This is a genomic window from Pseudomonas aestuarii (assembly GCF_027988105.1).
Classification (GTDB): Bacteria; Pseudomonadota; Gammaproteobacteria; order Pseudomonadales; family Pseudomonadaceae; genus Aquipseudomonas; species Aquipseudomonas aestuarii.
In genome coordinates this window covers 354755-378173 of record NZ_JAQJZJ010000005.1, presented here as the reverse complement: position 1 = coordinate 378173, position 23419 = coordinate 354755, and the positions used below count along the sequence as shown (strand labels likewise).

23 protein-coding genes are annotated in these 23419 nt (G+C 61.1%); 6 read left to right on the top strand and 17 right to left on the bottom strand.

What is annotated here, in order from left to right:
- Window positions 1–60 precede the first annotated feature (60 nt).
- Both PH586_RS13490 and PH586_RS13485 read left to right on the top strand, forming a co-directional pair.
- Window positions 61–1464 (top strand): MBL fold metallo-hydrolase RNA specificity domain-containing protein, encoded by a 1404-nt coding sequence (locus PH586_RS13490; protein WP_271348275.1) that lies wholly within the window; start codon window positions 61–63, stop codon window positions 1462–1464.
- A gap of 572 nt (window positions 1465–2036) precedes the next feature.
- Window positions 2037–3116, top strand: coding sequence for an LOG family protein (locus PH586_RS13485; RefSeq protein WP_271348274.1), 1080 nt, complete (start codon window positions 2037–2039; stop codon window positions 3114–3116).
- Window positions 3117–3352: 236 nt separating this feature from the next.
- Here the strand turns inward: PH586_RS13485 and recX are convergent, their stop codons facing one another.
- The 3 genes from recX to PH586_RS13470 form a co-directional block, all read right to left on the bottom strand.
- Window positions 3353–3817: a recombination regulator RecX gene (gene recX, locus PH586_RS13480; protein WP_271348273.1), complete on the bottom strand. Its 465-nt coding sequence runs from the start codon at window positions 3815–3817 to the stop codon at window positions 3353–3355.
- A gap of 10 nt (window positions 3818–3827) precedes the next feature.
- A complete protein-coding gene (gene recA / locus PH586_RS13475; protein WP_238042004.1) occupies window positions 3828–4865 on the bottom strand; it encodes a recombinase RecA in 1038 nt (345 codons plus the stop codon).
- A 90-nt stretch (window positions 4866–4955) separates the two neighbouring features.
- Window positions 4956–5468: a CinA family protein gene (locus PH586_RS13470; RefSeq protein WP_271348272.1), complete on the bottom strand. Its 513-nt coding sequence runs from the start codon at window positions 5466–5468 to the stop codon at window positions 4956–4958.
- 78 nt (window positions 5469–5546) lie between these two features.
- Between PH586_RS13470 and mutS the strand changes: the two genes are divergently transcribed.
- Together mutS and fdxA are read left to right on the top strand one after the other, a co-directional pair.
- The gene (gene mutS, locus PH586_RS13465; protein ID WP_271348271.1) at window positions 5547–8120 is read left to right on the top strand and encodes a DNA mismatch repair protein MutS; all 2574 of its coding nucleotides are present in this window, start codon (window positions 5547–5549) and stop codon (window positions 8118–8120) included.
- A 144-nt stretch (window positions 8121–8264) separates the two neighbouring features.
- Entirely contained in the window at window positions 8265–8588 is a 324-nt protein-coding gene (fdxA, locus tag PH586_RS13460) for a ferredoxin FdxA (protein WP_238042007.1), read from the top strand.
- Window positions 8589–9025: 437 nt separating this feature from the next.
- Here the strand turns inward: fdxA and rpoS are convergent, their stop codons facing one another.
- The 9 genes from rpoS to PH586_RS13415 form a co-directional block, all read right to left on the bottom strand.
- Window positions 9026–10030, bottom strand: coding sequence for an RNA polymerase sigma factor RpoS (gene rpoS / locus PH586_RS13455; RefSeq protein WP_271348270.1), 1005 nt, complete (start codon window positions 10028–10030; stop codon window positions 9026–9028).
- A gap of 105 nt (window positions 10031–10135) precedes the next feature.
- On the bottom strand, window positions 10136–10981 hold the full coding sequence (locus tag PH586_RS13450; protein WP_271348269.1) for a peptidoglycan DD-metalloendopeptidase family protein: 846 nt from the start codon (window positions 10979–10981) through the stop codon (window positions 10136–10138).
- Between the two features lie 71 nt (window positions 10982–11052).
- The gene (locus PH586_RS13445) at window positions 11053–11991 is read right to left on the bottom strand and encodes a DUF368 domain-containing protein (RefSeq protein WP_271348268.1); all 939 of its coding nucleotides are present in this window, start codon (window positions 11989–11991) and stop codon (window positions 11053–11055) included.
- A gap of 26 nt (window positions 11992–12017) precedes the next feature.
- Entirely contained in the window at window positions 12018–12653 is a 636-nt protein-coding gene (locus tag PH586_RS13440) for a protein-L-isoaspartate(D-aspartate) O-methyltransferase (protein WP_271348340.1), read from the bottom strand.
- A gap of 41 nt (window positions 12654–12694) precedes the next feature.
- Window positions 12695–13444, bottom strand: coding sequence for a 5'/3'-nucleotidase SurE (gene surE, locus PH586_RS13435; RefSeq protein ID WP_271348267.1), 750 nt, complete (start codon window positions 13442–13444; stop codon window positions 12695–12697).
- Complete coding sequence (truD, locus tag PH586_RS13430) at window positions 13432–14490, bottom strand: tRNA pseudouridine(13) synthase TruD (RefSeq protein WP_271348266.1); 1059 nt, start codon at window positions 14488–14490, stop codon at window positions 13432–13434. Before truD ends, surE begins: the two co-directional genes overlap by 13 nt.
- Window positions 14487–14960, bottom strand: a complete 474-nt coding sequence (gene ispF, locus PH586_RS13425; protein WP_271348265.1) for a 2-C-methyl-D-erythritol 2,4-cyclodiphosphate synthase — start codon at window positions 14958–14960, stop codon at window positions 14487–14489. Before ispF ends, truD begins: the two co-directional genes overlap by 4 nt.
- Before the next feature lie 137 nt (window positions 14961–15097).
- The gene (fghA, locus tag PH586_RS13420; RefSeq protein WP_408636862.1) at window positions 15098–15940 is read right to left on the bottom strand and encodes an S-formylglutathione hydrolase; all 843 of its coding nucleotides are present in this window, start codon (window positions 15938–15940) and stop codon (window positions 15098–15100) included.
- Between the two features lie 83 nt (window positions 15941–16023).
- Window positions 16024–17136 (bottom strand): S-(hydroxymethyl)glutathione dehydrogenase/class III alcohol dehydrogenase, encoded by a 1113-nt coding sequence (locus PH586_RS13415; protein ID WP_271348264.1) that lies wholly within the window; start codon window positions 17134–17136, stop codon window positions 16024–16026.
- On the opposite strand from PH586_RS13415, the gene PH586_RS13410 reads away from it, so the two are divergent.
- Together PH586_RS13410 and PH586_RS13405 are read left to right on the top strand one after the other, a co-directional pair.
- Window positions 17135–17293, top strand: a complete 159-nt coding sequence (locus tag PH586_RS13410) for a hypothetical protein (RefSeq protein WP_271348263.1) — start codon at window positions 17135–17137, stop codon at window positions 17291–17293. The genes PH586_RS13415 and PH586_RS13410 overlap by 2 nt on opposite strands.
- Complete coding sequence (locus PH586_RS13405; RefSeq protein ID WP_271348262.1) at window positions 17290–18180, top strand: LysR substrate-binding domain-containing protein; 891 nt, start codon at window positions 17290–17292, stop codon at window positions 18178–18180. Before PH586_RS13410 ends, PH586_RS13405 begins: the two co-directional genes overlap by 4 nt.
- Before the next feature lie 102 nt (window positions 18181–18282).
- On the opposite strand, the gene ispD is transcribed toward PH586_RS13405, so the two are convergent.
- The 5 genes from ispD to PH586_RS13380 form a co-directional block, all read right to left on the bottom strand.
- Window positions 18283–18993 carry a 2-C-methyl-D-erythritol 4-phosphate cytidylyltransferase gene (gene ispD, locus PH586_RS13400; RefSeq protein ID WP_271348261.1) on the bottom strand — a complete coding sequence of 237 codons (711 nt, stop codon included), beginning with the start codon at window positions 18991–18993 and terminating at the stop codon, window positions 18283–18285.
- Entirely contained in the window at window positions 18990–19268 is a 279-nt protein-coding gene (ftsB, locus tag PH586_RS13395; RefSeq protein WP_271348260.1) for a cell division protein FtsB, read from the bottom strand. The genes ispD and ftsB overlap by 4 nt, the downstream gene beginning before the upstream one ends.
- A gap of 106 nt (window positions 19269–19374) precedes the next feature.
- Window positions 19375–20664, bottom strand: a complete 1290-nt coding sequence (gene eno / locus PH586_RS13390) for a phosphopyruvate hydratase (protein WP_271348259.1) — start codon at window positions 20662–20664, stop codon at window positions 19375–19377.
- Window positions 20665–20809: 145 nt separating this feature from the next.
- Window positions 20810–21655: a 3-deoxy-8-phosphooctulonate synthase gene (gene kdsA, locus PH586_RS13385; protein WP_271348258.1), complete on the bottom strand. Its 846-nt coding sequence runs from the start codon at window positions 21653–21655 to the stop codon at window positions 20810–20812.
- 4 nt (window positions 21656–21659) lie between these two features.
- Complete coding sequence (locus tag PH586_RS13380; RefSeq protein WP_271348257.1) at window positions 21660–23291, bottom strand: CTP synthase; 1632 nt, start codon at window positions 23289–23291, stop codon at window positions 21660–21662.
- Window positions 23292–23419 lie beyond the last annotated feature (128 nt).

Genomic DNA, 23419 nt, shown 5'->3' with positions numbered 1-23419 from the left:
GGCCGGCGACCATCATTCGCGGCACCCTGAGCGTATTGACCATCATCAAGGATTTCCAACATGGCTCTTCTCAGCTTCCTTGGCGCGATTCAGCAAGTCACTGGTTCCTGCTACCTGATCGAAAGCCGCGACGGCGCCAAGGTGCTGCTTGAGTGCGGCATGCGTCAGGGCCGCCGCGAAGAGGACGAAGGCAACCGTGCGCCCTTCGCCTTCGATCCGCTGAGCCTGGATGCGGTGGTGATTTCCCATGCCCATATCGACCATAGCGGCTTATTGCCCAAACTGGCTGGCGCCGGTTATCGCGGGCCTATTTTCGCCACCGATGCCAGTTGTGAACTGATGGAACTGATGCTGCTGGATGCGGCGCAGATCCAGGAAAAGGATACCGAGTGGGAGAACAAGTGGCGTGCACGCCTGGGCAAACCACCGCTCAGTCCGCTGTATACCACCGAGGATGCCGAGCAGGCGCTGACACAAAGGCGCCCGCAGGCCTATGGCCAGCCCATCGAAGTGGCCAAGGGCGTGCAGGTAACCTTTCACGATGCCGGCCATATCCTGGGCTCGGCCATCGTCGAATTGCAGGTACAGGATCATCACCTGACCCGGCGCCTGGTGTTTTCCGGTGATCTCGGCAATACCTGCTCGCCCCTGATGCACCCACCGACCACGCTCGACCGCGCCGATCTGGTGCTACTCGAGTCCACCTATGGCGATCGCGATCACCGTAACAGCGACGACACCCTGGATGAACTGGCCGAAATTCTCCAGCAAGCCCATCGTGACGGCGGTAACGTACTGATTCCGGCCTTCGCCGTCGGTCGTACCCAGGACCTGATCTACTACCTCGGTCGTTTCTACCAGGAGGGCCGCCTGCCGCAGCAGGTGGTGTTCCTCGACAGCCCCATGGCCATTCGCGCCAATGCCATCTACTCGCGCTTTCAACACCTGTTTGACCCGAACGATCAGGCGGACATAGCGCCCAAGCAAACCAGGCATATCGAGGACTGGTTGCCGATCCTGCGCTGCACCCCAACCCCGGATGAGTCCATGGCGATCAACCGGATCAAGAGCGGTGCCATCATCATCGCCGGCAGCGGCATGTGTACTGGCGGGCGCATCGCCCACCACTTCAAGCACAACCTCTGGCGCGAGGATTGCCATGTGGTGTTCCCCGGTTTCCAGGCCAGAGGCACCCCGGGACGCGCCATAGTCGACGGTGCCAGCACGGTGAAGATGCTTCACCAGCGCATCGCGGTCAAAGCGCAGATCCACACCCTCGGCGGTTTTTCCGCCCATGCTGGGCAGTCGCAGTTGCTCGACTGGGTCAGCCATTTCGACCATCACCCCGAGCTGTACCTGGTGCATGGCGAACTGGAGAAAATGCAGGTGCTGCAGCAAACCCTGCGCGAGCGCCTCAACTGGATTGCCAACATTCCCGAGCCAGGCGAGCAGATCGCCATCTGAGCCACCGTGGGACGGCGGCGACAGCCCCCTCAACTGTATCCCCTAGAACCCGAGGCACGGGGCTGCAGTCGTGGGGTTGCCATCTGCCCCTGCTGGCGCCGGCCCTGGGACTACCCCGATCAGCCCGGCAGCTGCACGCCCTGCCGCACCGGTGACCGGGGACTCAGTGGCTGTGAAACATCGAGCGCCATCAGGCGAACGCCTCCAGGCAGCGCAGCGCGGCTGCTCCGTGCGCCCGATTGTGTGTCGCTCTGGCAATCGACGGTGCACTGCCGGCGGCGAGTGGCGCCCGGCGGACCACTGCTTTGTCGGGGGTAGGGGGCGGCGCGTAGCGACCTGGAAGCGGTCGCAGTCGGCGGATTTTCTCCCAAGCGCCCGGGTCTCCTGCTGCGTGCTGGCGAGCGGGAAAACGCTCAAGCTGCAGCGCTGGCGGCTATCCAGGCTCGGGGTTTTCTGCAACCTGCTCAGATGTTTAGCGCTTCCAATGCACAAGCGCCAGCCATACTCTGACTATGATTGGAGCTTGCACGATAGCGAAAGAATCCCGCCGGCATCCAGAAAGGAGCGGTCGAATGCCTTACGAACCGGACGATTACCTATCCCGCCACTTCCAGACCAGTGGCATCGACCTTACCGATAAAGTCGACGAGCTGGTTACCTTGGTCGTCCCCGGCGACAGCCCGAACCTGCCGCTGTATCGCGACATGCTGATCACGGTGATCCGCATGGCCCAAGCCGACCGCAATCGCTGGGACGCCAAGATCATGCTGCAAACCCTGCGTGAAATGGAGCACGCCTTCAGCTCACTGGAACAGTTCAAACGGCGGCGTAAAGTCACCGTATTCGGTTCGGCACGCACACCGCCCGACCACCCGCTGTATGCCCTGGCCCGTGAGCTCGGCGCCACCCTGGCGCGGCACGACTTGATGGTGGTGACCGGTGCCGGCGGCGGCATCATGGCAGCCGCCCATGAAGGCGCGGGCCTGGAGAACAGCCTGGGTTTCAATATCACCCTGCCCTTCGAACAGGGTGCCAATGCCACCGTGCATGGCACCAGCAACCTGCTGTCATTTCACTTCTTCTTCCTGCGCAAACTGTTCTTCGTCAAGGAGGCCGATGGTCTGGTGCTGTGCCCTGGCGGCTTCGGCACCCTGGATGAAGCACTCGAAGTACTGACCCTGATTCAAACCGGCAAGAGTCCTCTGGTGCCCGTGGTACTGCTCGATCAACCTGGGGGTAGTTTCTGGAAAGAGGCCATGACCTTCATCGACAACCAGCTGGTGGATAACCGCTATGTCCTGCCCGACGACCGACATCTGGTGCGCCTGGTGCACAGCGCGACGGAGGCAGCCGATGAAATCACGCAGTTCTATCGCAATTACCACTCCAGCCGCTGGCTCAAGGATCGCTATGTGATTCGTCTCAACCACCCACTCAATCAAGCGGCCATGCAGCAGCTGAACCTCGACTTCATCGGTCTGTGTAAAAGTGGTGGTTTTCAGCAGCAGGCTTATTGCGAGACCGAGCAGGACGAACCGGAACTCTGCCATCTGACTCGCCTGGCCTTTGCATTCAATAGCCGCGACCACGGCCGCTTGCGCGAATTGCTGGATCTGATCAACCTGCCGCAGCACTGGCAACAGCCAAGCTGATCACTGTTGCAGCATGGTCAGCCAGTTATGACGGATATCGCCCGTCCACCACTGCCGGCAAGCACGACCGTCCAGTAAACAAAAATCCTACTCTTAAGGGTGGCTGTGCAGCCCACCGCTGCTGAATTGGGGTCTTGCCTGCCTGCTGCGAAGCGCCGCCCGCTTTGCCATCAGCAGATAACGGGTGCATCGCCAACAAAAAACCCGGAGTGCAGGCTCCGGGTTCAAAGGGTATTTCAATCCAGATCCAGGCCGCGTAACAAGCGGCTGATCAGATCCAGTGGGTAACCGCGATAACTGAGGAAGCGGCCCTGCTGGGCATGCTCACGAGCATCGCCCGGCAACTGGCCGGCAAACTTGCGGCGCCAGGTTTGTTCCAGCTGCTCGCACCAGTCGATGCCGCTGTCGCGCAACGCCTGCTCGACATCGGGCCGGGACAAGCCACGCTGGATCAGCTCTTCACGAATGCGCAACGGCCCATAACCGGCACGCGCGCGATAGCCGACAAAGCTTTCCAGATAACGCGCTTCGGATAACAGGCCCTCTTGCGCCAGGCGCTCGAGGGCTGTGTCGATCAGCTCGACTGGGGCGCCACGCCGACGCAACTTGCGGCTCAACTCGACGCGCCCATGCTCGCGACGCGCCAGTAGATCCATGGCTGCTCGGCGCACCGCGACGAGGTTATCCAGTACGACAGGCATGATCTACGAATCAGGCCTCGGCGGTGGCCAGATCGTCTGCGCTGGCCTTGGCCGGAGTGCTGGCCACCAGCAACTTCTCGCGGACCAGACCCTCGATAGTGCGTGCCACTTCCGGGTTGTCTTCCAGGTACTTGGCCGAATTGGCCTTGCCCTGGCCGATCTTGCTGCCCTGATAGCTGTACCAGGCACCGGATTTCTCCAGCAGACCGTGTTGCACGCCGAGGTCGATAACCTCGCCATTGCGGTAGATGCCCTTGCCGTAGAGGATCTGGAATTCAGCCTGACGGAACGGCGGCGCCACCTTGTTTTTTACCACCTTGACCCGGGTTTCGCTGCCGACCACTTCGTCGCCCTCCTTCACCGCGCCGGTGCGGCGAATGTCCAGGCGCACCGAGGCGTAGAACTTCAGCGCGTTACCGCCAGTGGTGGTTTCCGGGCTACCGAACATCACCCCGATCTTCATGCGGATCTGGTTGATGAAGATCACCAGGCAGTTGGCGTTCTTGATGTTGCCGGTGATCTTGCGCAGTGCCTGAGACATCAGGCGAGCCTGCAAACCCACGTGCATGTCGCCCATCTCGCCTTCGATTTCCGCCTTCGGCACCAGGGCCGCCACGGAGTCGATGACGATCACGTCGACGGCATTGGAGCGCACCAGCATGTCGGTGATTTCCAGCGCCTGCTCACCGGTATCCGGTTGCGATACCAGCAGGTCATCGACATTCACGCCCAGCTTGCCGGCGTATTCGGGATCCAGGGCATGCTCGGCATCGACGAAGGCACAGGTAGCACCAAGCTTCTGCGCTTCGGCGATCACCGACAGGGTCAGGGTGGTTTTACCGGAAGACTCGGGGCCGTAGATCTCCACGATCCGGCCTTTCGGCAGACCGCCAATACCCAGGGCAATGTCCAAACCGAGCGAGCCGGTGGAAATGGCCGGAATCGCCTGGCGCTCATGGTCGCCCATGCGCATGACCGCGCCCTTGCCGAATTGCTTTTCGATCTGGCCCAAGGCTGCCGCCAAGGCGCGCTTCTTATTCTCGTCCATTGAAGTCCTCACGTAATAAAGAAGGGCCTGCTAGCGGCCATTAACAACTGTATAAGTAGACAGTATTATTCCACAGGGCAAGTCCCTCGCCTACCCTGCATTTGGATTTTCTTGCGCAATCACGCGCAACAGTCCTTCCAGCGCGGCCTCGACCGTTTGTCGGCGAACTTCGCCGCGGTCGCCAGCGAACTGGCGACGTGTGCTGAACAGCCGTTCGCCGTCACCCCAAGCCAGCCACACGGTGCCCACCGGTTTCTCCGTCGAGCCGCCATCCGGCCCGGCCACACCACTGACCGCTACCGCATAACGCGCCCCGCTCTGCGCCTGGGCGCCACGGACCATGGCTTCGACCACCGCGCGGCTGACCGCCCCCACAGTAGCGAACAACGCCTCGGGCACCCTCAACTGCTGGCTCTTCTGCCTATTGGAATAGGTGACATAACCCGCCTCGAACCAGGCCGAGCTGCCTGGGATTCTGGTAATTGCCTCTGCGATGCCGCCGCCAGTGCAGGACTCGGCGGTACTTACCTGCGCACCTTGCGCCTGCAATCGCTGACCCAGTTCGGCGGCCAGCCGGGTCAGGCGTTGATCATTCACAGTCATCTGCACTCCGGGGTTAAAGCCAGCCAAGGGGATACCGTACACTAGGCGCTTTTGCGATTCAGCCGGACAGTTAAAACGATGAGCCAAAGCGATCTTAGTTCTCACACGCCCATGATGCAGCAGTACTGGAGGCTGAAAAACCAGCACCCCGATCAGCTGATGTTCTACCGCATGGGCGATTTCTACGAGATCTTCTACGAGGACGCGAAAAAGGCCTCCAAGCTGCTGGATATCACCCTCACCGCTCGCGGCCAGTCGGCCGGCCAGGCCATCCCCATGTGCGGGATTCCCTACCACGCGGCCGAAGGCTACCTCGGCAAACTGGTCAAGCTCGGCGAGTCGGTGGTCATCTGTGAACAAATCGGCGACCCGGCCACCAGCAAAGGTCCGGTGGAGCGCCAGGTGGTACGCATCATCACCCCCGGCACGGTCAGCGACGAAGCCCTGCTCGACGAGCGGCGCGACAATTTGCTGGCCGCCGTACTCGGTGACGAGCGGCTGTTCGGCCTGGCGGTGCTGGACATCACCAGCGGCCGCTTCAGCGTGCTGGAAATCAAAGGCTGGGAGAACCTGCTGGCCGAATTGGAGCGCCTCAATCCGGTCGAGTTACTGATTCCCGACGACTGGCCGCAGGGCCTACCGGCAGAAAAACGCCGCGGGGTGCGCCGCCGGGCGCCCTGGGATTTCGAGCGCGACAGTGCACACAAGAGCCTTTGTCAGCAGTTCGCCACCCAGGATCTGATAGGTTTCGGCTGCGAGAGCCTGACCCTGGCCATCGGCGCCGCCGGCTGCCTGCTGGCCTATGCCCGGGAAACCCAGCGCACCGCCCTGCCGCACCTGCGCAGCCTGCGCCATGAACGTCTCGACGACACGGTAATTCTCGACGGGGCCAGCCGGCGCAACCTGGAACTGGACATCAACCTCGCCGGCGGGCGCGAGAATACTCTGCAATCGGTGGTCGACCGCTGCCAGACCGCCATGGGCAGCCGCCTACTCAGCCGCTGGCTGAACCGCCCGCTACGCGACCGTAGAATATTGGAAGCGCGCCAGGAATCGATTGCCTGCCTGCTGGAGCGTTATCGCTTCGAGACCCTGCAGCCGCGGCTCAAGGAAATCGGCGACCTGGAACGCATCCTCGCGCGTATTGGCTTGCGCAATGCGCGGCCACGGGATCTGGCGCGTCTGCGCGATGCCCTAGCCGCCCTGCCCGAACTGCAGCAGGCCATGACTGACCTCGACTCGCCGCACCTGGCTGACTTGGCCGGCATAGTCGGCACCTACCCGGAGCTGGCCGAGTTGCTAGCCCGCGCCATTATCGACAACCCGCCTGCGGTGATCCGCGATGGCGGCGTGCTCAAGACCGGCTACGACGTCGAGCTGGACGAACTGCAATCGCTCAGCGAAAACGCCGGCCAGTACCTGATGGATCTGGAAGTGCGAGAGAAGGCCCGTACCGGTCTGGCCAACCTCAAGGTCGGCTACAACCGGGTGCATGGCTACTTTATCGAACTGCCAAGCAAGCAGGCCGAGTCGGCACCGGCCGACTATATCCGCCGCCAGACCCTGAAAGGTGCCGAGCGCTTCATCACCCCCGAGCTCAAGGAGTTCGAGGACAAGGCCCTATCGGCCAAGAGCCGTGCCCTGGCCCGGGAAAAGCTCCTCTACGAGGAACTGCTGGAACGCCTGATCGGCCACCTCGGCCCACTACAGGACAGCGCCGCAGCCCTGGCCGAACTGGACGTACTGAGCAACCTGGGCGAACGCGCCCTGAACCTCGACCTCAATCGCCCATGTTTCGTCGACGAACCCTGCATGCGCATCGAGCAGGGCCGTCATCCGGTGGTCGAGCAAGTACTGACCACCCCCTTCGTGGCCAACGACCTGAGTCTGGACGATGACACGCGCATGCTGATCATCACCGGGCCGAACATGGGCGGTAAATCCACCTACATGCGCCAGACAGCGCTGATCGTACTGCTCGCGCATATTGGCAGCTTCGTGCCCGCAGCCAGTTGCGAACTGTCTCTGGTTGATCGCATTTTTACCCGTATCGGATCAAGCGATGACCTAGCGGGGGGCCGTTCGACCTTTATGGTCGAGATGAGCGAGACCGCGAATATTCTGCACAACGCCACAGAACGCAGCCTGGTGCTGATGGACGAAGTCGGTCGCGGCACCAGCACCTTCGACGGCCTGTCGTTGGCCTGGGCGGCGGCCGAGCAGCTGGCCAAGCTGCGTGCCTATACGCTGTTCGCCACCCACTACTTCGAACTCACGGTACTGCCGGAAAGCCAGCCGCTGGTTGCCAACGTGCACCTCAATGCCACCGAGCACAATGAACGCATCGTCTTTTTGCACCATGTACTGCCCGGCCCGGCCAGTCAGAGCTATGGTTTAGCGGTAGCGCAATTGGCTGGTGTTCCCGGCGCCGTGATCCTGCGCGCCCGCGAACATCTGGCGCGCCTGGAAACCACCAGCCTGCCCCATGATTTGCCACACAACGTACCCGGCCAGCAGGCGACTCCGCTGCAAAGCGATATGTTCTCCAGCCTGCCGCACCCGGTGCTGGAGGAATTATTCAAGATCAACCCGGATGATCTGACTCCGCGCAAAGCGCTGGAACTGTTATATACATGGAAAGCGCGAGTCTAACGCCCGCACGCGCAAGCTGTTAGAATCGCGCGCGCTTTGGGATGCTGCGGCCTACTAGCCTGGTGTCGCAGTCATAGTTTCCCGAGCCGAGGGGCTGTTTATGGAAAACAGTCCCCGTGCCGTAGCCTGAGGAGAGAATTAGAAATGACCTTCGTCGTCACCGACAACTGCATCAAGTGCAAGTACACCGACTGCGTGGAAGTCTGTCCGGTGGACTGCTTCTACGAAGGCCCGAACTTCCTGGTGATCCACCCGGACGAGTGCATCGACTGCGCACTCTGCGAGCCGGAGTGCCCGGCTCAAGCGATCTTCTCCGAAGACGAAGTGCCGGAAGATCAACAGGAATATATCGAGCTCAATGCCGACCTGGCCGAAGTCTGGCCGAACATCACCGAGAAGAAAGAAGGCTTACCTGATGCTGAAGAGTGGGATGGCGTAAAAGACAAGCTGCAGTACCTGGAGCGCTAACTCTTACGCAACGCTCACTGAAAGACCCGCCTTGCGCGGGTCTTTTACTTTCTCGCAGGCAAAAAAAAGGGGCGGTATTACCCGCCCACTCTTTTGTCCCTACTCCCTGTATTCCCTGTTCATCATCCTGATGAAATCGCATCCTGCGATTGTCCTGACCACTATCCGTTGCGGCCTGCGCCAGTCCCTAGGCACAGGTGTAATACTAGCGGTTCCCTGCCCTGCCACAAGCCCGTCCAATACCTGAAAAATGCACAACGCCTGGAAGAACAATTAAAATAACCATATTAATCAGTACGTTGCATTACACACCAATATTCAACCGGCGAGTTTCCTGCCATTCTTTCCTTTAATTGCTTACACGCCATGTAAGCAATGGCTTACATGGCGCCCATAAAAAACCCGGCCTGAGCCGGGTTAGATAGAACAGGCAAGAGCTACTGGAACAGGGCGTCACTCGACAAACCGTTCTTTTCCAGAATCTCGCGCAAGCGCTTGAGCGCCTCGACCTGAATCTGCCGCACCCGCTCGCGAGTCAAGCCGATCTCCTGACCGACTTCTTCCAGGGTGCAGCTTTCGTGGCCGCGCAAACCGAAACGCCGCACCACGACCTCACGCTGCTTGTCGGTCAATTCGGACAACCACTGGTCGATGCTTTGCGAAAGGTCGTCGTCTTGCAGCAGTTCGCACGGATCCGTCGGACGGTCATCGGTCAGGGTATCGAGCAGGGTCTTGTCCGAATCAGGGCCAAGCGAAACATCCACCGAAGACACCCGCTCATTCAGACCGAGCATGCGTTTGACGTCACCCACCGGTTTTTCCAGCAGGTTGGCAATCTCTTCGGCTGAAGGCTCATGGTCGAGTTTCTGGGTCAACTCGCGCGCCGCACGCAAGTAGACGTTGAGCTCTTTAACTACATGGATCGGCAATCGAATGGTACGGGTCTGATTCATGATCGCCCGTTCGATGGTCTGACGGATCCACCAGGTTGCATACGTCGAGAAGCGAAAACCACGTTCCGGGTCGAATTTTTCGACCGCGCGGATCAAGCCGAGGTTACCTTCTTCGATCAAATCGAGCAGTGACAAACCGCGATTGACATAACGGCGGGCGATTTTCACCACCAGACGCAGGTTGCTCTCGATCATGCGCTTACGCCCGGCCGGATCGCCCTTCTGCGCCAGACGCGCAAAGAACACTTCCTCCTCAGGGCTAAGCAGGGGGGAAAAACCAATTTCGTTGAGATACAGCTGAGTCGCGTCGAGCGCGCGGGTGTAATCAATGTACTTGTGCTGCTTGCTGCCGGATTGCTTGACTTTAGTGCGAGTGATTGGCGTTTCGGCCTTTTCATTCGGCACATCATTCAAGACGATGCCGGGCTCAATCAAGAGCATTTCATCGTCGACGTCAAACTCCGGCGCTTCTTTTGGTTTGAGTGCCATTGTTGTTGTCCCTTGCTGAGTTCGACAGCAAGCTCTGGCGGCGCCTGTCTCCTTGGCAACACCTGAGCCCGTCCTTCCCACGTGATGGAGCAGACGAGCGACAGATCAACGATGTGGCAAGTATTGCATCGGGTCTACTGGCTTCCCCTGACGGCGAATTTCAAAATGAAGCTTCACCCGGTCGGCTCCCGTGGAACCCATTTCGGCAATCGTTTGCCCAGCTTTGACCTGCTGTCCCTCCTGAACCAGCAGCCTGCGGTTGTGTCCGTAGGCACTTACGTAGGTATCGCTATGTTTGATGATCAGCAACTCACCGTAGCCCCGTAAACCACTCCCGGCGTACACCACTGAACCATCAGACGCAGCTAAAACAGGCTGTCCCAAATCCCCGGCGATATCAATGCCTTTATTCAAACTGCCGTTTGAGGAGAAGCGGCCGATGACAACACCAGTGGCAGGCCAGGCCCAGCCTGATGCTGAGCGTGCGACAGCGTGCAGCGGAGTGGTCGCCTGGGTTGTCTTGATCGGCACTGGCGACTTCGTCTGAGCCTGCACGGCAGCGGGCTTGAACGGCACAACCGTGCGAGCAGCGGGTGCCGGCCGGCTCACTGCTGGGGCGGCAGCGACAGCCCTGCGCGTCGGCCGGCGACCGTCGAAGCGAATGACCTGGCCAATCCGGATCAGATAAGGCGAGGCAATGCCATTGCGCGCCGCCAGGGCTTTCCAGTCCCAACCGAATCGAAAGGCAATTGAATAAAGGGTATCGCCACGCCGCACCAGATATTGACCGCGGGTCACAGGTTGACGCTGCTGTGTCGCCGCCCCCCGGTAATTCCGATCGACAACCTGCACACCACCGGATGGCGAACCGGCACAACCGGCCAGGAGCACTCCAATCACCAGGCCAGCCAACAGGCTCCGAGCGATACTGCTGCATTTTCGCGGTTGCATGGCAGTGAACCTCACCCGAGTCTCCCTTTATGGCTAGTGGCGTTTGTCGATAGGCGGGTATTGTGCCGCAATTATTCGGCGCAGCCGGAGCTTTGCTGCCGGCGACTGGCCAGCCTCTCCAGCCCGAGCACCAGCAATACCCCGCCCAGAGCCAAAAGAATAGCCAAGAGTAACTGTGGATCCTGCCCACTGACTTCGGCGAAACGCCCCGGCAAAAGGTTGGACTGGAGCAGCGGCACCTGCTGCCCATGGCTGTCGGCGTGCCAGGTAAGGGTTTCCTTCCACGGCCAGAGCTTGTTCAGCGAGCCCAGCATCAAGCCCGTCAATAGCGCCAGGGTCAGGTCGCGCCAACGCAGCAATAGCCAACGCAGCAACCCGGCAAAGCTGACAATGCCAACCAGGCAGCCACTGGCAAACAGCATCAGCACATGGACATCCAGGCCTTTCACCGCCCCGAGGATAAAGGGATACAGCCCCAGCAGCAGCAGGATGAAACTGCCAGAAATACCCGGCAGGATCATCGCGCAGATGGCAATCGAACCTGCGAAGAAAATACTCAGCGAGTCAGTACCCCACTGCACCGGCGCAGCCACGGTGATCCAGTAGGCAAAGGCCGCGCCCAAAGTGAAACTGACGAAGCGACTCCAGTTCCAGCGCTGGATCTCTCGTGCGACCAGATGCGAAGAAACCAGTATTAAGCCAAAAAAGAACGACCACACCGGGATCGGGTGCTCGGCCAGCAGAAAGGTGATAACCCGTGCCAGGCTGAGCACACTGGTCAGAATGCCGGCCACCAGAACAAGCAGAAAGGTCGCGTTGGCGGTCTGCCAGGCGGCCAGGACCCGGCCGCGCAAGAGCAAGCCCAGCGCGACAGGCACACCGGCGATCGAACGCAGCAGTTCATCGTAGATCCCGCTGATAAAGGCGACGGTTCCGCCGGAAACGCCGGGCACCACATCGGCCGCGCCCATGGCAATGCCTTTGGCGAAGAGCAGAAGAAATTTGTTCATGGATCCTTCCAGGTAACCGCTAAAAATCAGGCCAAGGGCCCATTGAGCAAGGGAACGAAACGCACCGCATCCAGTATATGCCTGGCAAATCCCTGTTCCTCACGGACGATCAGCAGCAACTGCTGCACATCACCGGTACCGACCGGAATCACCAGGCGTCCACCTGGCGCCAACTGATCGAGCAGCGCCTGAGGCACCTCACTGGCCGCCGCAGTGACGATGATACCGTTGTAGGGTGCCAGGGCCGACCAGCCCTCCCAACCATCACCCCAGCGAAACACCACGTTGCGCAAGTTCAGCTCGGCCATGCGTTCCTTGGCCCTGTCCTGCAACCCCTGAATACGCTCGACGCTGAAAACCCGCTCGACCAGCTGGGCGAGAATTGCCGTTTGATAACCGGAGCCGGTGCCAATTTCCAGGACCTTGTCCAAGGGGCCGGCGGCCAGCAGCAATTCACTCATGCGCGCAACCATGTAAGGCTGCGAAATGGTCTGGTTATGGCCGATCGGCAGCGCGGTGTCTTCATAGGCGCGGTGGGCTAAGGCCTCATCGACGAACAGGTGGCGCGGTGTGCGCCGGATCGTTTCCAGCACCTGGGCGTTGGACAACCCCTCTTCATACAGCCGCTGAATCAACCGCTCGCGCGTTCGCTGCGAAGTCATGCCGATGCCGCGATGATTCAACTCATCTTGCTCACGCCTCATCAGAGCAAACCCTCCAACCAAGGTTGCAGGCTGCTGAGGCCATCCTGGAAGGTACGATCGAGCTGCAACGGGGTAACGGAGACGAAGCCCTGCATCACCGCATGGAAATCAGTGCCCGGCCCGCCATCCTCGGCGTCGCCAGCGACCGAAATCCAGTAGCCCTCCTTGCCCCGTGGGTTGGTCACCTTGACCGGCGCCGCAGCGCGGGCACGATGCCCCAGGCGAGTCAGCTGGACACCACGGATATGCTCCAGCGGCAGATTGGGGATATTCACGTTGAGTACGGTGCGCGGCGGCAAATCCAGTTGATCATGCGCTGCGACCAGTTTGCGCGCGAAATAGGCGGCGGTCGCCAGATTATCCGGCTGGCGCGAAAGCAAGGAAAACGCGAATGCGGGACGGGTCAGGAACCGTCCCTCCAAAGCGGCGGCCACAGTGCCGGAATAGAGCACGTCATCGCCCAGATTAGCGCCCAGATTGATACCGGCCACAACCAAATCCGCCACCTGCGGCAGCAGCCCATTCAAGCCTAGGTGCACGCAATCGGTAGGCGTGCCGTTGAGGCTGATAAAGCCGTTGGGCAAGGTGCAAGGATGCAAGGGACGGTCGAGGGTCAGCGAACTGCTGGCACCACTTCTGTCCTGATCCGGCGCGATCACCACGCACTCGGCATAATCGGCCAAAGCAGCATGCAGCGCGGCAAGGCCTGGCGCTGCGACGCCATCATCGTTAGAAATCAGAATACGCATGGGTTGTCCGCCTGCCCTGCAGGCAACAGATCGACGAGCTCGCGCACCAATACGGTGGCAAAGCATCCAGCCGGCAGGACGAATTCCAGTTGCAGAATGTCAGGCTCGGGATAATGCCACGTCAACCCGCCAATGGGGAGGCGCAGGATACGCCGTTCGTGCGTCATGCCCGCTTCTGCCAACCAATCGACCAAGGCACGCTCATCCTCGGCGACAATCTGCTCCAGGGCCTGGGCGACTCCGTCGGCGCTCGAGTCGCCTGCCCCCCACAAGGGCCCGGTCGGGTGCAAATCCAGAATCGCCAGGCGCGGATCCGTGCATTCAGCCTCACCGGCAGGGAAAAAACTGCGGCTATCGGTAAAGGCCAGCAGATCGCCCAGCAGCGCCTTGTTCCAGGTTGCGGCGGCAACCCGCTGCGCCAGCACGCGATTAAACAGATAACTGCGGGCGGCGGACAGCACTCGCGAACGAACATTGCGCTTTTCAGGCAAGGTCTTGGATTCGGCAAAGTGCCGCGCATGGGCGACATTCCCCCCCTCGAAGCCAAAGCGCTGCAGGCCGAAATAGTTGGGAATACCCTGAGCGACTATTTGCGCAAGACGTATATCCAAGGCCTCGCGGTCGGCCTTGAGTTGAGTCAAACGCAGGGTAAAGCCATTGGCCGCATGCGCACCGCGCTGCAATTTACGCGTATGACGCACCTGCTTGAGGATTGCCAAGGTGGCGTCTTCGGCGCCGCTCAAGTCAGGATCGGCCTTGCCCGGCAGGTGCACACTGAACCATTGACGGGTCAAAGCCTGGCGGTCCTTGAGTCCGGCATAGCTGATCATCCGGATTGAAACGCCAGCGGCGCGGGCAATTCGCTTGGCCGCCTCTTCGGTATTCAGCTCGCGCTTTTCCACCCATAGCCAGAGGTGTTCACCTTCGCCAGCCAGGGGTATATCCAGCACCTCATCGACCTGAAAGTCTTCCGCCACAGCCTTGAGCACCGCCGTACCGCAGGGCTCGCCATGGCCGCGCGGGCCAAGCAGTTGGAGTTCGTTCATCGGCCTACCAACAGCGCAACGGCATGCACCGCGATGCCTTCTTCGCGGCCGGTGAAGCCGAGCTTCTCGGTGGTGGTGGCCTTGACGTTGACCTGCTCGCGCGAGACCTGTAGGTCCTCGGCAATCAGGTCGCACATGCGCTCGATATGCGCGGCCATCTTCGGCGCCTGGGCGACTATGGTGGCGTCGACATTAGCCACCTGCCAGCCTTTGGCCTGGAGCAAAGCCAGGACATGTCGCAGCAGCTCACGGCTGTCGACGCCCTTGAAGGTCGGATCGGTGTCGGGAAAGTGTTTGCCGATATCACCCAAGGCCGCGGCGCCGAGCAAGGCATCGGCGAGCGCATGGAGCAGCACATCACCGTCGGAATGGGCGATCAACCCGCAACTGTGGGGAATCCGGACGCCGCCGAGGGTGATGAAATCGCCCTCGCCGAAACGGTGTACATCGTAGCCGTGGCCAATACGCATAAGAACAATGCCCTGCAAAAGTCAGGGCCTGATTCTACATGCAGGAGCCTGGCTGGGGGTGCGCCGTGCGCACCGGCAATCGGCCTGCACCACGGCGAACTCTGTTTTCACAACTGCCGAGCGGTGAGCCCCGTCCCTTATGCCAGCGCCTGCGCATGATGACGCAGGTGGTCCTCGATGAAGCTGGCGATGAAGTAGTAGCTGTGGTCATAGCCGGGTTGCAGGCGCAGGGTCAGCGGATGCTTCACTGCTTGTGCTGCACTCTTCAGCGCGTCCGGCTTGAGCTGACTCTCGAGAAAGTCATCGCGATCGCCCTGATCGATCAGGATCGGCAAACGCTCGGTCGCATCGGTAATCAGCGCGCAGGCATCCCATTCGCGCCAGCGCGAACGCTCATCGCCGAGGTAGCGGGAAAAGGCCTTCTCGCCCCATGGGCAGTTGGACGGATTGCCAATCGGCGCGAAGGCCGACAGCGACTGGTAACGCCCCGGGTTGCGCAAGGCGCAGACCAGCGCACCATGCCCACCCATGGAATGGCCGCTGATGCCGCGCTTGGCCGAGACCGGGAAATTAGCCTCGATCAGCGCCGGCAACTCCTGCACCACGTAATCGTGCATGCGGTAATTGCGCGCCCAGGGCTCTTGGGTGGCGTTGAGATAGAAGCCCGCGCCCTTGCCGAAGTCCCAGGCATTCTCGGGGTCACCCGGCACATCGTCGCCACGCGGACTGGTGTCCGGCGCGACGATGATCAAGCCCAGCTCGGCCGCCAGCCGGTGGGCACCGGCCTTCTGCATGAAGTTCTCGTCATTGCAGGTCAGCCCCGACAACCAGTACAGCACCGGCAACTTGGCGCCCTGCTCGGCCTGTGGCGGCAGGTAGACGGCGAATACCATGTCGCAATTGAGCGAGGTGGAACGATGACGATAACGCTTGTGCCAGCCGCCGAAGCTCTTCTGGCAGGAAATATTTTCCAGGGTCATGACAATCTCCATAGGCTGGAAAGCCCTCACAGGCTTCCCAGCGCAAGACGGTGGGTGCAGACAGCGACACCCACCCTAGGCACTCAAAAATGGATGACCGTACGGATGCTCTTACCCTCGTGCATCAGCTCGAAGGCCTTATTGATGTCGTCCAACGGCATATTGTGGGTAATGAAGGTGTCGAGCGGGATTTCACCCTTCTGCGACTTCTCGACATACCCCGGCAGCTCGGTACGGCCTTTGACGCCACCGAAGGCGCTACCGCGCCAGACGCGCCCAGTCACCAACTGGAACGGACGGGTGCTGATCTCGGCACCGGCCGGCGCCACGCCGATGATGGTCGACTCGCCCCAGCCCTTGTGGCAGCACTCCAGCGCCGCACGCATCAGCTGCACGTTGCCGATGCACTCGAAGCTGTAGTCGACGCCGCCGTCGGTCATCTCGACGATGACTTCCTGGATCGGCTTGGCGTGGTCCTTCGGATTGACGAAGTCGGTCAGACCCAGCTCGCGGGCCACGGCTTCCTTGCCGGGGTTGATGTCGATCCCGATGATGCGCGAGGCCTTGGCCATCTTGGCGCCGATGATGGCTGCCAGACCGATACCACCCAGACCGAAGATGGCCACGGTGGCGCCCTCTTCGACCTTGGCGGTGTTAAGCACCGCGCCGATACCGGTGGTCACACCGCAGCCCAGCAGGCAGACCTTGTCCAGCGGCGCTTCTTTCGGGATTACCGCGACCGAGACTTCCGGCAGCACGGTGTACTCGGAGAAGGTCGAGCAACCCATGTAGTGGTAGATCGGCTGACCTTGGTAGGAGAAGCGGCTGGTGCCGTCCGGCATCAGACCCTTGCCCTGGGTGGCGCGCACCGAGCTGCACAGGTTGGTCTTGTTGGATTTGCAGAATTTGCACTCGCCGCACTCGGCGGTGTACAGCGGGATCACATGGTCACCCACCTTCACCGAGGTCACGCCTTCGCCGATGGCTTCGACGATGCCACCGCCCTCGTGACCGAGCACGCAGGGGAACACGCCCTCGGAATCCTGACCAGACAGGGTGTAGGCATCGGTGTGGCACACGCCCGTAGCGACGATGCGCACCAGCACCTCGCCGGCCTTCGGCGGCTCGACATCGATCTCGACGATCTTCAGCGGCTCGTTGGGGCCGAAAGCGACGGCAGCACGGGACTTGATCATGGAAGCTCTCCTGAGGGTTATGGACAGTGACCCGCAGTCTAAAGCAACAGGAAACAGAGATAATCCGGCAGATAACAAAACATTATTGCCAAGCAGGGATAATGGCGGCACGATCCGCTGTATCCCTGATATGGCATTGGGACTGGAGACCGCATGAACCGCTGGGAAGGACTGGATGAATTCGTCGCCGTGGCCGAGTGCGGCCAATTCAGCGCCGCCGCTGAACGACTAAGCCTGTCCACTTCACAGGTCAGCCGCCAGGTCGCCCGCCTGGAAGAGCGCCTGCAAACCCGCCTGTTCTACCGCAGTACCCGGCGCGTGGCCCTGACCGAAGCCGGGCAAACCTTCCTGCAGCATTGCCAGCGCCTGCAGGATGCCCGCGAAGAAGCCCTGCGCGCGGTCGGCGACCTGGGCAGCGAACCCAAGGGACTGTTGCGCATGACCTGTGCCGTGGCTTACGGCGAGCGCTTTATCGTGCCCCTGGTGACGGACTTCATGACGCGCCACCCGCAACTGCGGGTGGACATAGAGTTGAGCAACCGCAACCTGGATCTGGTCCATGAGGGCCTGGACCTGGCCATTCGCCTGGGCCGCCTGCAGGACTCGCGACTGGTCGCCACACGCCTGGCCCCCCGGCGCATGTACCTGTGCGCCGCGCCAGACTACCTGCAGCACTACGGTCGCCCACACAGCCTGTCTGAACTGAGCCGGCACAACTGCCTGATCGGCAGTTCGGACACCTGGAGTTTCCAGCTCAACGGCCGCGAAGCCTCGCAGCGCGTGCAAGGCAACTGGCGCTGCAACAGCGGCCAGTCAGTGCTCGATGCGGCCTTGCGCGGTCTGGGCTTGTGTCAGTTGCCCGACTATTACGTACTGGAACACCTGCGCAGCGGCGCCCTGGTCTCCCTGCTGGACAACCAGCAGCCGCCCAACACCGCGGTCTGGGCGCTCTATCCCCAGCAACGGCATCTATCGCCGAAAGTGCGACAACTGGTGGACACGCTGAAAGCCGGGCTGGCACAACGCAGCGAATACCTGCCCTGATCCGTAAGATGGGCTAGCGGCGCAGGGCCCTGGACCGCGAGCCATCACCGAACTTCGCGCGCCGCGTAACCCATCACGACATCGAGAGGGCCATCGCCGCGCTCAGCGGCGCCCCGCCCAGTGCTGGCGCAGCCAGTCGAGGTCTTCGGGGCGGGTCACCTTGAGGTTATCGGCGCGGCCCTCGATCAAGCGCGGCGCCTGCCCGAGCCATTCGACAGCCGACGCCTCATCGGTAATCGCCACCTCGGCGGCCAAGGCCTGGGCCAGCGCACGGCGCAGCAAGCCGAGGCGGAACATCTGCGGTGTGTAGGCCTGCCAGATCAGCGAGCGGTCGACGGTCTGCTGCACCCGACCATCAGACCCGGCACGCTTCAAGGTGTCGCGCACCGGCACTGCAAGCAGACCGCCCACCGGATCATCGGCCAGTTCGGCGAGCAGCAGATCCAGATCAGAGCGCGCCAGATTGGGCCGCGCCGCATCGTGCACCAACACCCAGTCGCTCTCCTGCGCACCCAGCTCGGCCAGGCGCTGCAAGCCATTGAGCACCGAATCTGCACGCTCGCGACCACCCTCGGCACGGGCGATACGCGGATCCTGCGCACAGGCCAAAGTCGGCCAGTAGGGATCATCGAACGCCAGACTGACCACAACGCCCTGCAACTGCGGGTGATCGAGAAAGCAGGCCAGGCTGTGTTCCACAATGGTCTCGCCAGCCAGTTCGAGGTATTGCTTGGGCCGGTCGGCACGCATGCGACTGCCAACCCCGGCGGCGGGGATCAGGGCCCAGAAATGCGCCAATGCGGACGTGTTCATTCGGTTAGTTGATAGAGAGTCTCGCCCTCTTTGACCATGCCCAGCTCATGGCGGGCGCGCTCCTCGACGGTTTCCATGCCCTTTTTCAGCTCCATGACTTCCGCCTCGAGGATACGGTTGCGCTCGAGCAGACGTTGATTTTCACCTTGCTGATCGGCGATCTGGTGACTCAAGTCGGTGGCCTGCGCCAGGCTGCCATCGCCCACCCACAGGCGATACTGCAGGCCAACCAGCAGCAGGATCAGGATGACTAACAACCAATAAGAACTACGCATGACAGTAAAAGCATCCGGACGAAAAGAGGGGCGACTCGCGCCGCCCCTCTTTTACCATGACTCGACCAATCACTGAAAATCCCGCGAGCGCCGCCCGCGGCAGTTTTTAGCCACGGAACTCGGCACGGCCGCGATACGGTGCCTTGCCGGCCAGCTGCTCTTCGATGCGCAGCAACTGGTTGTACTTGGACACCCGATCGGAGCGGCACAGCGAGCCGGTCTTGATCTGGCCGGCAGCGGTACCCACGGCCAGGTCGGCGATGGTCGAGTCTTCGGTTTCGCCACTACGGTGGGAGATTACCGCACTGTAGCCGGCCGCCTTGGCCATCTGGATGGCTTCCAGGGTCTCGGTCAGGGTGCCGATCTGGTTGAACTTGATCAGGATCGAGTTGGCGATGCCCTTCTCGATGCCTTCCTTGAGGATCTTGGTGTTGGTCACGAACAGGTCGTCGCCGACCAGCTGCATCTTGCTGCCGAGCTTGTCGGTGTGGACTTTCCAACCGGCCCAGTCGGACTCATCCATGCCGTCCTCGATGGAGATGATCGGGTAACGATCGGCCAAGCCGGCCAGGTAATCGCTGAAGCCAGCGGCGTCGAACACCTTGCCTTCACCGGCCAGGTCGTACTGGCCATTCTTGTAGAACTCGCTGGAGGCGCAATCCAGGGCCAGGGTGACGTCGTCGCCCAGCGTGTAGCCGGCGTTGGCCACGGCCTCGGCAATGGCGGCCAGGGCGTCCTCGTTGGAGGTCAGGTTAGGGGCGAAACCACCTTCATCACCCACCGAGGTGCTCAAGCCACGGGCTTTGAGTACGGCTTTGAGGTGATGGAAGATCTCGGTGCCCATGCGCAGCGCTTCGGCAAAGGTCTTGGCCCCTACTGGCTGGACCATGAACTCCTGGATGTCGACGTTGTTGTCGGCATGTTCGCCACCGTTGATGATATTCATCATCGGCACCGGCATGGAATAGACGCCCGGCGTGCCATTGAGGTTGGCGATGTGTGCATACAGCGGCAGATCGTTGTCCTTGGCAGCGGCTTTGGCAGCGGCCAGGGACACCGCGAGAATGGCGTTGGCGCCCAGCGTGGCTTTATTCTCGGTGCCGTCGAGGGCGATCATCGCGCGATCCAGGGCTTGCTGGTCGAGCGGATCCGTGCCCAGCAGCAGGTCACGAATCGGACCGTTGATATTGGCCACGGCCTTGAGTACGCCCTTGCCCATATAACGGCTCTTGTCGCCATCTCGCAGTTCCAGCGCTTCGCGCGAACCGGTTGAAGCACCGGACGGCGCACAGGCGCTGCCGATGATGCCGTTAGCGAGGATCACATCGGCTTCCACGGTCGGGTTGCCACGGGAGTCGAGAACCTCACGGCCTTTGATGTCGACGATCTTTGCCATTGCGTTTAGCACTCCAAAAAGTTGACGAAAAGGGTAGCACCGAGCTGCACACTCATTGCGCGCAGGAGGGGACTCCAGCGCGCAACATGTACCGACTATTCAGTCAGATTGTATACAAATGGCACTTTACCGCAGAATTGCCGTTTCAGGCAGTCTCGATCGGCGGAAAACTCTTGATCAGATCATCCAGCTGCTTGAGCTGGGTGAGGAAGGGTTCCAGCTTGTCCAGGCGCAAGGCACAAGGGCCATCGCACTTGGCGTTGTCCGGATCTGGATGTGCCTCGAGAAACAGCCCAGCCAGGCCCTGACTCATGCCGGCCTTGGCCAGGTCGGTGACCTGGGCACGACGGCCGCCGGCGGAGTCGGCACGACCGCCCGGCATCTGCAGGGCATGGGTGACGTCAAAGAATACCGGGTAGTTGGTCTGCTTCATGATGCCAAAGCCGAGCATGTCCACCACCAGGTTGTTGTAGCCGAAGGAGCTGCCACGCTCGCAGAGGATCAGCTGGTCGTTGCCGGCTTCGACACACTTGGCCAGGATATGCTTCATCTCCTGGGGGGCGAGGAACTGGGCTTTCTTGATATTGATTACCGCGCCGGTCTTGGCCATCGCCACCACCAGGTCGGTCTGCCGCGAGAGGAAGGCCGGCAACTGGATGATGTCGCACACCTGTGCCACCGGGGCGGCCTGCTGCGGCTCGTGAACGTCGGTGATCAGCGGTACGCCGAAGGCCTGCTTCACCTCCTCGAAGATCTTCAGGCCTTCTTCCAGGCCGGGGCCGCGGAAGGAGCTGATCGAGGAGCGATTGGCCTTGTCGAAGCTGGCCTTGAACACGAACGGAATACCCAGTTTTTCGGTGACCCGGACATATTCTTCGCAGGCGCGCATGGCCAGATCGCGCGATTCGATGACATTGATGCCGCCAAACAAGACGAAGGGCTTGTCATTGGCGATGTCGATGCCGCCGACCTTGATGATTTTCTGGGTCATGTCCTTATGCCTTCTTCGCGTGCTGGGCCAGTGCGGCGTTGACGAAACCGCTGAACAGCGGATGACCGTCGCGCGGCGTCGAGGTGAACTCCGGGTGGAACTGGCAGGCGACGAACCACGGATGATCCGGCGCTTCAATCACTTCGACCAAGGCGCCGTCACCGGAACGACCGGTGACCTGGAGGCCAGCCTCGATCAGTTGCGGCAACAGGTTATTGTTCACTTCATAGCGATGACGATGACGCTCGACGATCACATCCTTGCCGTAGCACTGATGCACTTGCGAGCCGCTGAGCAACTGGCAGTCCTGAGCGCCGAGACGCATGGTGCCACCCAGATCGGAGGCATTGCTGCGTTGCTCGGTGACCCCGGTGGCGTCCTGCCATTCGGTGATCAGACCCACCACCGGGTGGCCGCTGCTGGCGTCGAACTCGGTGGAGTTGGCATCGTTCCAGCCCAGCACATTGCGGGCGAACTCGATCACCGCGACCTGCATACCCAGACAGATACCCAGGTAGGGAATCTTGTTCTCGCGGGCGAACTGCACGGTGGTGATCTTGCCTTCCACGCCACGCAGCCCGAAACCGCCGGGCACCAGGATCGCATCGACGCCTTCGAGCAAGGCGGTGCCCTGGTTCTCGATGTCTTCGGAGTCGATATAGCGCAGGTTGACCTTGGTGCGGTTCTGGATGCCGGCATGGCTCATCGCTTCGATCAGCGACTTGTAGGCATCCAGCAGCTCCATGTACTTGCCGACCATGGCGATGGTGACTTCATGCTCCGGGTTGAGCTTGGCGTCGACCACCCGCTCCCACTCGGACAGATCGGCACCGCCGCACTCCAGGCCGAAGCGCTCGACGACGAAATCATCCAGGCCCTGGGCATGCAGCACGCCTGGGATCTTGTAGATGGTGTCGACGTCTTCCAGGGAAATCACCGCACGTTCTTCGACGTTGGTGAACAGGGCGATCTTGCGCCGCGAGGAGATATCCACCGGGTGGTCGGAGCGGCAGACCAGCACGTCCGGCTGCAAACCGATGGAACGCAATTCCTTGACCGAATGCTGAGTCGGCTTGGTCTTGGTCTCGCCAGCGGTGGCGATATAGGGCACCAGGGTCAGGTGCATAAGCATGGCGCGCTTGGCGCCCACTTCCACGCGCAACTGGCGAATGGCCTCGAGGAACGGCTGCGACTCGATGTCGCCCACGGTGCCGCCGATCTCGACCATAGCCACATCGGCATCACCCGCACCCTTGATGATGCGGCGCTTGATCTCGTCGGTGATGTGCGGAATGACCTGAATGGTCGCGCCCAGGTAATCGCCACGGCGCTCTTTGCGCAGCACGTGTTCGTAAACCCGGCCAGTGGTGAAGTTGTTGTCCTGGGTCATGGTCGTGCGGATGAACCGCTCGTAGTGACCCAGGTCGAGGTCGGTCTCGGCACCGTCGTGGGTGACGAACACCTCACCGTGCTGGAACGGGCTCATGGTGCCCGGATCAACGTTGATATAGGGATCCAGCTTGAGCATCGTGACCTTCAGGCCCCGCGCCTCCAGGATAGCCGCCAATGAAGCCGAGGCGATGCCTTTCCCCAATGAAGAAACAACACCACCCGTGACGAAGATGAAGCGCGTCATGAAAAACCCTAGAAGTCTGCGTTTAGGCGGTCAGCGCCGCCGGGGAAAGCAAAGGAAGGCCGAAGCCACAATCACGAACAAGCCGTAATTGACAAGCCGTTGCCGACTCCATTCTCTTGAGAAAAAGG

What these genes read in the sequence shown, in the direction of transcription:
- PH586_RS13490 (WP_271348275.1), top strand. Translation starts at nt 61, where the DNA reads ATGGCTCTTCTCAGCTTCCTTGGCGCGATTCAGCAAGTCACTGGTTCC.
- PH586_RS13485 (WP_271348274.1), top strand. Translation starts at nt 2,037, where the DNA reads ATGCCTTACGAACCGGACGATTACCTATCCCGCCACTTCCAGACCAGT.
- recX (WP_271348273.1), bottom strand. Translation starts at nt 3,817, where the DNA reads ATGCCTGTCGTACTGGATAACCTCGTCGCGGTGCGCCGAGCAGCCATG.
- recA (WP_238042004.1), bottom strand. Translation starts at nt 4,865, where the DNA reads ATGGACGAGAATAAGAAGCGCGCCTTGGCGGCAGCCTTGGGCCAGATC.
- PH586_RS13470 (WP_271348272.1), bottom strand. Translation starts at nt 5,468, where the DNA reads ATGACTGTGAATGATCAACGCCTGACCCGGCTGGCCGCCGAACTGGGT.
- mutS (WP_271348271.1), top strand. Translation starts at nt 5,547, where the DNA reads ATGAGCCAAAGCGATCTTAGTTCTCACACGCCCATGATGCAGCAGTAC.
- fdxA (WP_238042007.1), top strand. Translation starts at nt 8,265, where the DNA reads ATGACCTTCGTCGTCACCGACAACTGCATCAAGTGCAAGTACACCGAC.
- rpoS (WP_271348270.1), bottom strand. Translation starts at nt 10,030, where the DNA reads ATGGCACTCAAACCAAAAGAAGCGCCGGAGTTTGACGTCGACGATGAA.
- PH586_RS13450 (WP_271348269.1), bottom strand. Translation starts at nt 10,981, where the DNA reads ATGCAACCGCGAAAATGCAGCAGTATCGCTCGGAGCCTGTTGGCTGGC.
- PH586_RS13445 (WP_271348268.1), bottom strand. Translation starts at nt 11,991, where the DNA reads ATGAACAAATTTCTTCTGCTCTTCGCCAAAGGCATTGCCATGGGCGCG.
- PH586_RS13440 (WP_271348340.1), bottom strand. Translation starts at nt 12,653, where the DNA reads ATGACTTCGCAGCGAACGCGCGAGCGGTTGATTCAGCGGCTGTATGAA.
- surE (WP_271348267.1), bottom strand. Translation starts at nt 13,444, where the DNA reads ATGCGTATTCTGATTTCTAACGATGATGGCGTCGCAGCGCCAGGCCTT.
- truD (WP_271348266.1), bottom strand. Translation starts at nt 14,490, where the DNA reads ATGAACGAACTCCAACTGCTTGGCCCGCGCGGCCATGGCGAGCCCTGC.
- ispF (WP_271348265.1), bottom strand. Translation starts at nt 14,960, where the DNA reads ATGCGTATTGGCCACGGCTACGATGTACACCGTTTCGGCGAGGGCGAT.
- fghA (WP_408636862.1), bottom strand. Translation starts at nt 15,940, where the DNA reads ATGACCCTGGAAAATATTTCCTGCCAGAAGAGCTTCGGCGGCTGGCAC.
- PH586_RS13410 (WP_271348263.1), top strand. Translation starts at nt 17,135, where the DNA reads ATGGAAGCTCTCCTGAGGGTTATGGACAGTGACCCGCAGTCTAAAGCA.
- PH586_RS13415 (WP_271348264.1), bottom strand. Translation starts at nt 17,136, where the DNA reads ATGATCAAGTCCCGTGCTGCCGTCGCTTTCGGCCCCAACGAGCCGCTG.
- PH586_RS13405 (WP_271348262.1), top strand. Translation starts at nt 17,290, where the DNA reads ATGAACCGCTGGGAAGGACTGGATGAATTCGTCGCCGTGGCCGAGTGC.
- ispD (WP_271348261.1), bottom strand. Translation starts at nt 18,993, where the DNA reads ATGAACACGTCCGCATTGGCGCATTTCTGGGCCCTGATCCCCGCCGCC.
- ftsB (WP_271348260.1), bottom strand. Translation starts at nt 19,268, where the DNA reads ATGCGTAGTTCTTATTGGTTGTTAGTCATCCTGATCCTGCTGCTGGTT.
- eno (WP_271348259.1), bottom strand. Translation starts at nt 20,664, where the DNA reads ATGGCAAAGATCGTCGACATCAAAGGCCGTGAGGTTCTCGACTCCCGT.
- kdsA (WP_271348258.1), bottom strand. Translation starts at nt 21,655, where the DNA reads ATGACCCAGAAAATCATCAAGGTCGGCGGCATCGACATCGCCAATGAC.
- PH586_RS13380 (WP_271348257.1), bottom strand. Translation starts at nt 23,291, where the DNA reads ATGACGCGCTTCATCTTCGTCACGGGTGGTGTTGTTTCTTCATTGGGG.